At 58.3% G+C, this 8,391-nt stretch carries 8 protein-coding genes and 1 pseudogene; 4 read left to right on the plus strand and 5 right to left on the minus strand.

Annotation, left to right across the window (positions count from 1 at the left end; translation table 11 throughout):
* Positions 1–65: 65 nt before the first annotated feature.
* From SMC1_RS09815 to SMC1_RS09830, 4 genes and pseudogenes are all read left to right on the plus strand, one after another.
* Complete coding sequence (locus SMC1_RS09815) at positions 66–1,514, plus strand: hypothetical protein (protein WP_119086593.1); 1,449 nt, start codon at positions 66–68, stop codon at positions 1,512–1,514.
* A gap of 90 nt (positions 1,515–1,604) precedes the next feature.
* Positions 1,605–1,751 (plus strand): annotated as a pseudogene (gene nrdD, locus SMC1_RS11325) (anaerobic ribonucleoside-triphosphate reductase); the annotation flags it as partial.
* Positions 1,752–1,854: 103 nt separating this feature from the next.
* Positions 1,855–2,559 (plus strand): anaerobic ribonucleoside-triphosphate reductase activating protein, encoded by a 705-nt coding sequence (locus SMC1_RS09825; RefSeq protein WP_119086594.1) that lies wholly within the window; start codon positions 1,855–1,857, stop codon positions 2,557–2,559.
* A 173-nt stretch (positions 2,560–2,732) separates the two neighbouring features.
* On the plus strand, positions 2,733–3,275 hold the full coding sequence (locus SMC1_RS09830; RefSeq protein WP_119086595.1) for an ECF transporter S component: 543 nt from the start codon (positions 2,733–2,735) through the stop codon (positions 3,273–3,275).
* A gap of 82 nt (positions 3,276–3,357) precedes the next feature.
* On the opposite strand, the gene SMC1_RS09835 is transcribed toward SMC1_RS09830, so the two are convergent.
* From SMC1_RS09835 to SMC1_RS09855, 5 genes are all read right to left on the minus strand, one after another.
* The gene (locus SMC1_RS09835) at positions 3,358–4,185 is read right to left on the minus strand and encodes a serine hydrolase (RefSeq protein WP_119086596.1); all 828 of its coding nucleotides are present in this window, start codon (positions 4,183–4,185) and stop codon (positions 3,358–3,360) included.
* On the minus strand, positions 4,182–5,339 hold the full coding sequence (alr, locus tag SMC1_RS09840) for an alanine racemase (RefSeq protein WP_119086597.1): 1,158 nt from the start codon (positions 5,337–5,339) through the stop codon (positions 4,182–4,184). Before alr ends, SMC1_RS09835 begins: the two co-directional genes overlap by 4 nt.
* A 234-nt stretch (positions 5,340–5,573) precedes the next feature.
* Entirely contained in the window at positions 5,574–6,680 is a 1,107-nt protein-coding gene (locus SMC1_RS09845; RefSeq protein WP_165849437.1) for a Nif3-like dinuclear metal center hexameric protein, read from the minus strand.
* Between the two features lie 95 nt (positions 6,681–6,775).
* Complete coding sequence (locus SMC1_RS09850; RefSeq protein ID WP_126855216.1) at positions 6,776–7,339, minus strand: DUF5317 family protein; 564 nt, start codon at positions 7,337–7,339, stop codon at positions 6,776–6,778.
* A gap of 34 nt (positions 7,340–7,373) precedes the next feature.
* The coding region (locus SMC1_RS09855) for an HD-GYP domain-containing protein (protein ID WP_119086600.1) at positions 7,374–8,391 on the minus strand (1,018 nt) is incomplete at its 5' end.

Below are 8,391 nucleotides of genomic sequence, written 5' to 3' on the forward strand. Positions count from 1 at the left end.
GCGGGCCCTGCCTCTGGAGACGTCTCGTTCGCAACCCGTCCTGAAAGCTAGGAGGTGTTTGCCCCATGAGAGGATTCCGTCGTCCCAAGAAGAAAGCCATTTTCCTTGCCGTCGCCGTTCTGGTTCTTGCTGTCTCCGTCTTCATCGTTGCACGCAACCTGAATTCGAACGGCACGCCGGGCACTCCGTCAACGACACCAGGGACCACGGCAAAGCCCTCGAAGAATGACATCGGCCTGTATCTGGACAAGGGCGACCTCTGGCAATGGGTGAGCGGGCGCAAGACACAGCTGACCAAGCTGGGCACAATCGTCACCTTCGACTGGCACCCCGCCGGAGGCGAGCTTGTCTACGTGACCAGCGAAGCCGACGGTTCGTACAAGGCTGTCGACCGCAAACTCGCGTCCAAACAGGAACTGGTAATCTACCAGGGCAAAACCGAGATGTGGCCTAAGGTGCTGTGCTCCTCGAACGGCGTCCTGCTGGTCGAGGCTTCGCCGACGACGACTCCGCGGCTGCTGCAACTGACCATAACCTCTGTCGGCTACGATAGCACGACAAATGGCTCATTCTGGACACAGGTTCCACTGACAAAAGAACAGTTTGATCGGACGACGCGACTGATTCTGGGCGGATCGACACCTCTCATCGTCTCTCCCGGCGGCATCTGGACTATCGCCGCCTCAAGTCTCGGCTTCGATACGGCTCACACCTTTCTCGGTCCGACAGGAGTCACGTTTGCCGACGGTACATTCTTTGGCCCCATGCAGGATACGAAAGGGACGTTCCTCGGCATCAAGACCAAGGGTGGCAAGGTCACGAACGTGACTTCGTCCCCCAGCTCTACCGGCATCCTCCCGCCGTTCGTGCGCGGCGCATCACGGACAACCGATGGCAAGACCCTTGTCTACGAACTTGGCATCTATGGTCCGGGAACGGGCGCCGACGGCAAGACCGCCCCATTAACCTATGAGACATGGCAATACGTCGAGGGCTCCCGCAAACCCAAGCTCGTCGTCAAGGGCAACGCCCCGTCGTTGTTCGCCTATCAGTTCACGGGCGGCAGTGCACCTGTTGCCTCCGGTAAGCAACCCGGCGCGACGCTCACGACCGAGACGGGACTCATGTTCCGGGACCAACCCATTACGATCGGCAGCACCGTCCTCGAAGTGGCCGCGCCCACGGAGACCCGAACTGCACTTGGGCTGGGCCAGGGCTGGGTTCAGGCAAAGGGACTCGGTCAGGCGAAGGGAAAGACCGGCTGGGTCTATGGCGGGTACGCCAGAATAACGCGTGGATCGACAACGTATGCGCCGTTTGCCAAGGTGACGGCCTCCACGTCCGTCAAGGTCTACCTCGACGAGAGTCTCAGCGGAACAGCGACGACAGTACTTGCAAAAGGCGACAACGCCGTTGCACTCGGAATGACTGCGGACAAACGGGCAATCCAAATTTTGCTGCCGTCTGGAACGAAGGCGTTCGTAGCGACGGGCAGTGTCACTGTATCCAATTGAAATCCTGACTATACTCTGCTCAGTGAGAGGAGGTGGCGATTGAAAGAACTAGAGAATGGGGCCCTGTTGCTGGACAACGGAATGACAGTGCCAGCGTGCAGGCGTACAAGGACTGAGGTTTACAGCCGTGTGGTTGGCTATCTGAGGCCTGTTTCCCAGTGGAACAAGGGGAAGAAGGCGGAATGGGCCGACAGAATATGCTTCGAGGCCAAGACCAAACACAGCACGGCACAATGAACGTAATAAATGAAACGCCGCTGGACAGGGACCTCCTGCAGGACTGTCAGCGGCGTTTTCATATTGTCACGCGGGAAGTACCCATTGGTGAGAAAACAGAGACATGAGACTGGCGCACTACGAACCACTGTCGCTCAGTGACTTCCCGGGTAGACTGGCCACAACCGTGTTCACGGTCGGCTGTAACTTCGCATGTCCATACTGTCACAACCCTGAGCTCGTCACCACGAGGGAGGATACGCCGCAACTGACCGAAGAGGCATTCTTCGCCTTTCTCAAACGCCGCAGGGGTAAACTCAACGGCGTCTGCATCACCGGGGGAGAACCGACGCTTCACGCCGACCTTGTGGGATTTGTCGAGCGCATCCGCGCTCTAGACTATGCTGTCAAGCTGGATACCAACGGATCCAACCCCGAAATGCTTGGGCACCTTCTGGAAACAAGCTCCCTGGACTACGTTGCCATGGATGTGAAAGCCCCTCCCTCTCGCTACAGTGAGATGACGGGTAACCCGTATGCTCTCGCCCTCGCGGAGACCTCGATACGACTTCTGGCTGAGTGTAACACCGTCCATGAATATCGGACGACCGTCTTGCCTCTGCTGTTTGGCGAAGTCGACATCGACAATATCATCTGCATGCTGCCCTCTGGATCGCACTACGTCATCCAGAACTTCGTCGCTACCAAGACCCTTGACCCGAACCTCGTCCATGCCAGAGGTTTTGAGCCCGGCGACCTCGAAACCATTGCGGACCGCATGCGCCTGCACTACCCTCTCCTCCACATCAGCACACGAGGCGGCATCTAGACTGAGCCGGCCCGTTTACTGGATCTGCCCCAGCCGCTCATATCTGAAGACGCGGGCCCCTCAATGATACTCTCAGCAGCTGATGCTCGTTTGGTCGCTGTGGACAACTTTCGTCCCGTGCTATACTAAAAGTTATCGGGAGCACACTTCTGTCCCGGCACGAGGAGGAATGAGTGAAAACTACGAAGTACATTACGAGATCTGCCGTCATCCTGGCGCTTACCATTGCCCTTCAGTTCAGCATCAGGGCTGTCATCCCGTCGGTACCGCCGTTCAATATCGTCAACCTGTTCGTCGTCGGCAGTATCGTCAACCTCGGACTGCTCCTCGCAACCGAGACGACAGGACTCTGGGCAGGAATCGTCATCGCCCTCGCGGCACCCGTCACAGCATGGTTGCAGGCACATCTTCCGTCCCCCACGATGATCCCCGCCGTCATGGCGGGCAACCTCATCCTTGTCGTTGTCTACTGGCTTGCCACGCGGAAGGGCTCCAGGCAATCCTGGAAGCGTTGGCTCGGCCTTCTGGTGGGCGCTGCCGCAAAGATGGCATTCCTGTACTACGCCATTGGAGTGATCGTTGGCACGCTGTCCGCTCTGCCGCCCGCAGCCGCCGCGTTCATCAGATTCTCGTTCAGCTGGCCTCAGTTCGTCACCGCCCTTATCGCAGGCTTCCTCTCGGCTATGATTGCCGGCCGTATCAAGCCACTGGCCTGATTCTGGAACTGCGCGCCAAACACGACACCCCGCATATGCGGGGTGTCGTCATACACTTATTGCTCAGTTCGGGACAACACTCTCAGACGCAGTCCGCCGAACAGCTACCCGAGACAGCCTCATACACCCGCTCGGATACCTGTACCATGAGACGCTTGGCCTGCACTGCACGGTCAAATCCCGACGCAAACACGCACAGCGAGTACGTCGGCCCGTCCGCTACACTCACGAGTTCCGCATCCAGCAGAGAACCGGGCATACCACCCGTCTTTCCCGCCAGGGCAGCACTGCCGGGAAGCGGCCAGGCAATCAGATCTTTCAGCTGGTTCATGCGCAGATAGTCAAGTATGCGTTGGCTCGCCTCGTTCGAGACCAGACGATGGGCATGTAGTCGCGCCAGCATGTCGGCGATCTCGGCGGCGGTCACACTATTGTCGATTCCACGAGCGAGCGTCTCATGGTCCATCATCTGACGTCGGATACTTGTCGCCTGATACCCAAGGTCTTGCAGGACATCATTCAGACGCTCTATGCCGATCTCCTCGATAAGCTGGTTGCAGGCCATGTTGTCGGACACACCCATCATCATGATGCACAAATCCTGGACCGACCACGGGCCAGACTTGTCCAGATGCTCGAGAAGGCCGGTCCCATGAGGGGCAGGGACTGTCAGACGAATAGGCCGGTCCCACGCCAGTTCACCCAGTTCCACCAGTTGCGCAACGCAAACCAGGAGCGGGAGCTTGATGATCGACGCGGCTCCGAACGGGAGATTGCTGTTCTGAGAGAAAATGAGACAGCGGTCTTCTGCGCTCAAGAGTTCAGCGTGCACGGCGCATGGAAATGCGATCGTCGCAAGAATCCCTTGAAGCGCTTTCTGAACGGGAAGGTACCGCGTGTCCTGCTTCATTCCGTCTCAGGCTTCGGGCGGTCGCGGTACACGCGGTGAACCAGCTTGCCGACAGTGGAGAGGACCTCGTAGCTGATCGTCTGGGCGAGTGATCCCAGATCTCCAGCGGTGATGCGCTGGTTTCCGGCCTCACCCATGAGCACAACTTCGTCGCCCACCGTCACACCCTGGACGTCTGACACGTCGATCATGGTCTGATCCATGGTCACCCGCCCTATGACCGGCGCCCGCCTGCCACGGATGAGCACCGAGGCCTTGTTGGACAACATGCGGGAATACCCATCCGTGTAGCCGACCGGAAGGATTCCCACCGTCGTCGGCTTGTAGGTCAAATAGCTGCGCCCATAGCTGATTCCGTAGCCGGCAGGAACCTGTTTGAACGCTATCAGCCGAGACTTCATCGACATTGCCGGCCGCAATCCCGCAATCGGCACGCCCTCGATGGGCGAACAACCATAGAGCAGCAACCCCGGGCGGACCCCTTCAAAGGTCGCAGCCTTCATAGTCAGGATGCCGGCCGAGTTGCAGAAATGGGCAACAGGAGGGCGCATGCCCTCCACGGTCAACTGATGAAGGACTTTCTCGAACCTGCGCAGTTGCATGGAGGAATAGGATTCGTCCGAGTCCGCACAGGAAAAGTGCGAATAGATCCCCTCTACCTCAAGACCTTTCATCCCATTCAACTTGTGCAGAACGTCCAGCGCCCCTTCCGCGAGAACGCCACCTCTTCCCATGCCCGTATCCACCTTGAGATGGACCGTCAGCTGCTTTCCGGCAGCTGCTCCGACGAGTTCGCGTGCAACGTCGTCGTTGGGGATGCTGAATGTAATACCCTGAGCGATTGCCTCCTGGACTCCTGATGCGGGGACATAACCAAACACGAGCATGCGACCTTTGATCCCGGCCCGTCGAAGCTCAAGAGCCTCTTCCAGCGTAGCAAGCGCGAACCAGTCGGCACCCTCTTCCTGGAGGACTCGCGCCACATCCACCGCGCCATGCCCGTAGGCATCGTCCTTGATGACACACAGCACATGGGTCTTCGCCGGCACCATCCCACGGATGACATGATAGTTGCCCCGTACGCAAGCCAGATCGATCTCCAGCCACGTGGGACGCCCGAACTGCCCGACCGAAACACTGTCCTCTCTCTTCATGACAAAACCATAGCACGATTCAGAGGGCGTTCAACACAGGAATACTCACTGATACGCAGTCTACAGCCACGCTGTCCATGTCCACCGCCAAGTAGGCAAACGTTGCCATTGACAAGAATCAGGTATTCCGTATAGTAGCGGTGTAATCGGTAACTTCGTTATCGGTTACATGCCCTCCTTCGAAAACAGCCTGGACCGCAATCGCGCTTCGGGCTGTTTTCTTTACTGCCCCTTCTACCAGAATCTGACGGGCTGATAGTCCGCGGTCGACTGGTGCAGTGGTGGCAACTCCCTGTCTCCTGCCGCGCTCCGCAACGCCTCCTCCATCGCAGCTGCGAAGAAACGCTCAGAGCTGTAGTGATCGACAATGACTACACAGCCTCCACGTTGAGACACGTCGAGCGCCCCGTGGTATGTGACATCTCCCGTGATCAGTACCTGGGCTCCGGCTCTGCTTGCAACTGGGAGAAGCGACGATCCCGATCCGGAACAGAAGGCCACGCATTCGATGGCCTCCGGCAGAGTCCCCACCACCGGCAACACTGAAAGTGCGAAGAACGACTTGATGAACGTGACGAACTCTTCCGCATCCATGACATGAGGCAGCCTCCCTATGTGTCCGAACCCGGCAAGTGGGCTCCCTGGAAGATGTTCCTCGAAAACGTCGACTGCCGGCTCCTCGTATGGGTGAGCCCTGCGCAGGGCCTTCAGGACAGATGTCAGGTCCCGGCCGGACACGATGGTCTCGACGCGGTCCTCCGCTACGCTGGTCATGGCGTTCTCCTCACCCACGAAGGGATGCGCCCCAGGATCAGGCACGAACCCGCCCGCCCCGGCGGCCCGGAACGACGTGCGCGAATAGGAGCCGGTATGCCCTGCCCCGGCGGCAAACATCGCCTCCAGAACCTGTTCCCTGAACTCGGGAGGAACGAACGTGACGACTTTGTACAACCGTTCCGACTCGTGAAGCTCAAGAATACGCAGGTCTGTGAGCCCCATCTGACGCGCCACAAATGCGTTGAGACCGTCTTGGGCAGCATCGAAGTTCGTGTGTGCTGCGACTAGAGCCATGTCCATACGAATGGCAGCCAACAGCGCCGAGTGCTGGATCGGGTCCAGCTTCTTGATCGCCCTGAAGATGGGGGGATGATGGGAAAGAATGAGATTGGCGCCAACCCGGTCCGCTTCCTCGACCGTCTCGTGCGTGACATCAAGACAAAGGAGGACTCCGCGTACCTCGTCGTCCATTGAACCGACGATCAGTCCAGCGTTGTCATACTCCTCCTGCAGTCGAAACGGGGCCACAATATCGATGAGATCATACAATTCCCGGATGCGCATTGCGCACCTCCTGTTCCAGCACATTGCTTTCGACAAGAGTATACGCCACGAACGACCGAACCGACAGGCGACTCACCAGGGAAGAAGACCTGGGACTAGATTCCGGTTGCAGGAGGCCGGTCCTCAGTTGAATCAGTGTGCACCGTTCTGCCCACTCTTACCATCCCATAGACGAGAGCGCCTTCTCCCGCAAGAGCCACGAGATCGCCCACGCTGTACGCCGAACCCATGTCGCCGAGAAACGGCAGGACGATATGGTCTCCCAGAAAATTGAGGTGCGTCTGGTCACTCATGAGAACAACATTAGCTGCGGTGCCATTCCTGAGCAACTCCTCTGCGTGAGAGCCCTGCCCGGTAGCGACAAGTGCCTGTGGATCAGCCGGCATACGCCCGTGATTGACGCCAATGACAAGAACGTTGAGCATCAACCCGAGCAGAAGAATCGGAACGCCGAAAACCCTGCGGTTTACGAGCAGAAATCCCAGGAGCATGAGGAGGGTCAGGACATAGACTCCTGGAAGCAGCGCGCCAAGCAGCGATTCCCCGCGGGACGTAAAAATAAGCAGCTGGACGACGAACGCGCCCACGCCGAGAAGCAGAGCCTTCAGGTGGAAGTTCTCGACATGGCGCAGCCGTCCGCCGGTGAGCAGACTGGACACCAATGCAACACCCAAGACAGCCAGAACCAGCATCCTAGACTTGAACGCCCGCTTCGATGCCGACTCCGTCTGTCGAGTCGATCTGAACGGCGGAGGGAAAATTGGTCATGTCTCCTGTCGCAAGGTGTTCATGAACAAGCTTCGTGAATGTAACCACGAGCTCTGGATCGAACTGCGCTCCGCGCTCCTGGTCCAGGATCTTCAGAGCTTCCGTGACCGTGAGGCTCTTGGCCCGGTAGGGCCGCATACTCACCATGGCGTCGAACGAATCTGCAACAGCAATGATGCGCGCACCAAGAGGGATGTTCTCGCCCACGAGATGGTCCGGGTAACCATTGCCATCATATCGCTCATGGTGGTGCAGGACGATGTTCCGTCCGCCCTGGAACAGCGTCAGCCCCTCCAGCAGGCCGGCAGACACCACGGAATGTCCCATGATCTGATGGAACTCCTCTGCAGTGAGACCGGGCTTGCGCAGCAAGTTGTCGTCCAGCCCGACCTTCCCCAGGTCGTGCAATACGGCAGCCTGTAGTACCATGTCCGCTTTGCCACTCTCCATGCCAAGCTCATCACACATGTCTTCAACCCACGCCCGCACGCGCTTCGAGTGCTGTGCGGTCTCGGGGCTCTTGCTCTCAAGGACATCGACCAGCTTCTCGAGGATAGCCTGCGTCTGATTGTGGAGCGCTTGCTCGCGCTTGAGCGCCATGTATAACAGCAGAAAGGTTGGTACAAGCAGAAGTATAGTAACCGGATTCTCCCAAAATAACGCAGTGAGAACTATCCCAAGGGGGATAAACGCGGCGAAGTCAAGCCAACTCTGCCGGACAAACGACACTACAACGCCGCCAAGACCATGCCCGCTCAGACTGGAGAACAGCCCCGACAGCAACAGAACATCGGCAGCCATACAGTAAAGAGCGGCCAGCACAACAGCCGCGACGTTCCTGCCCTCCAGGAGTGCCGCTTGAGAATCGGAGAATCGGTGGAAGATCATGCTCGTGCCGCCAATGACAACCGACTGGAGGGCAGCATTGAAAAGGATCTTCTCC

The organism is Candidatus Cryosericum septentrionale (assembly GCF_003570995.1).
Classification (GTDB): Bacteria; Caldisericota; Caldisericia; order Cryosericales; family Cryosericaceae; genus Cryosericum; species Cryosericum septentrionale.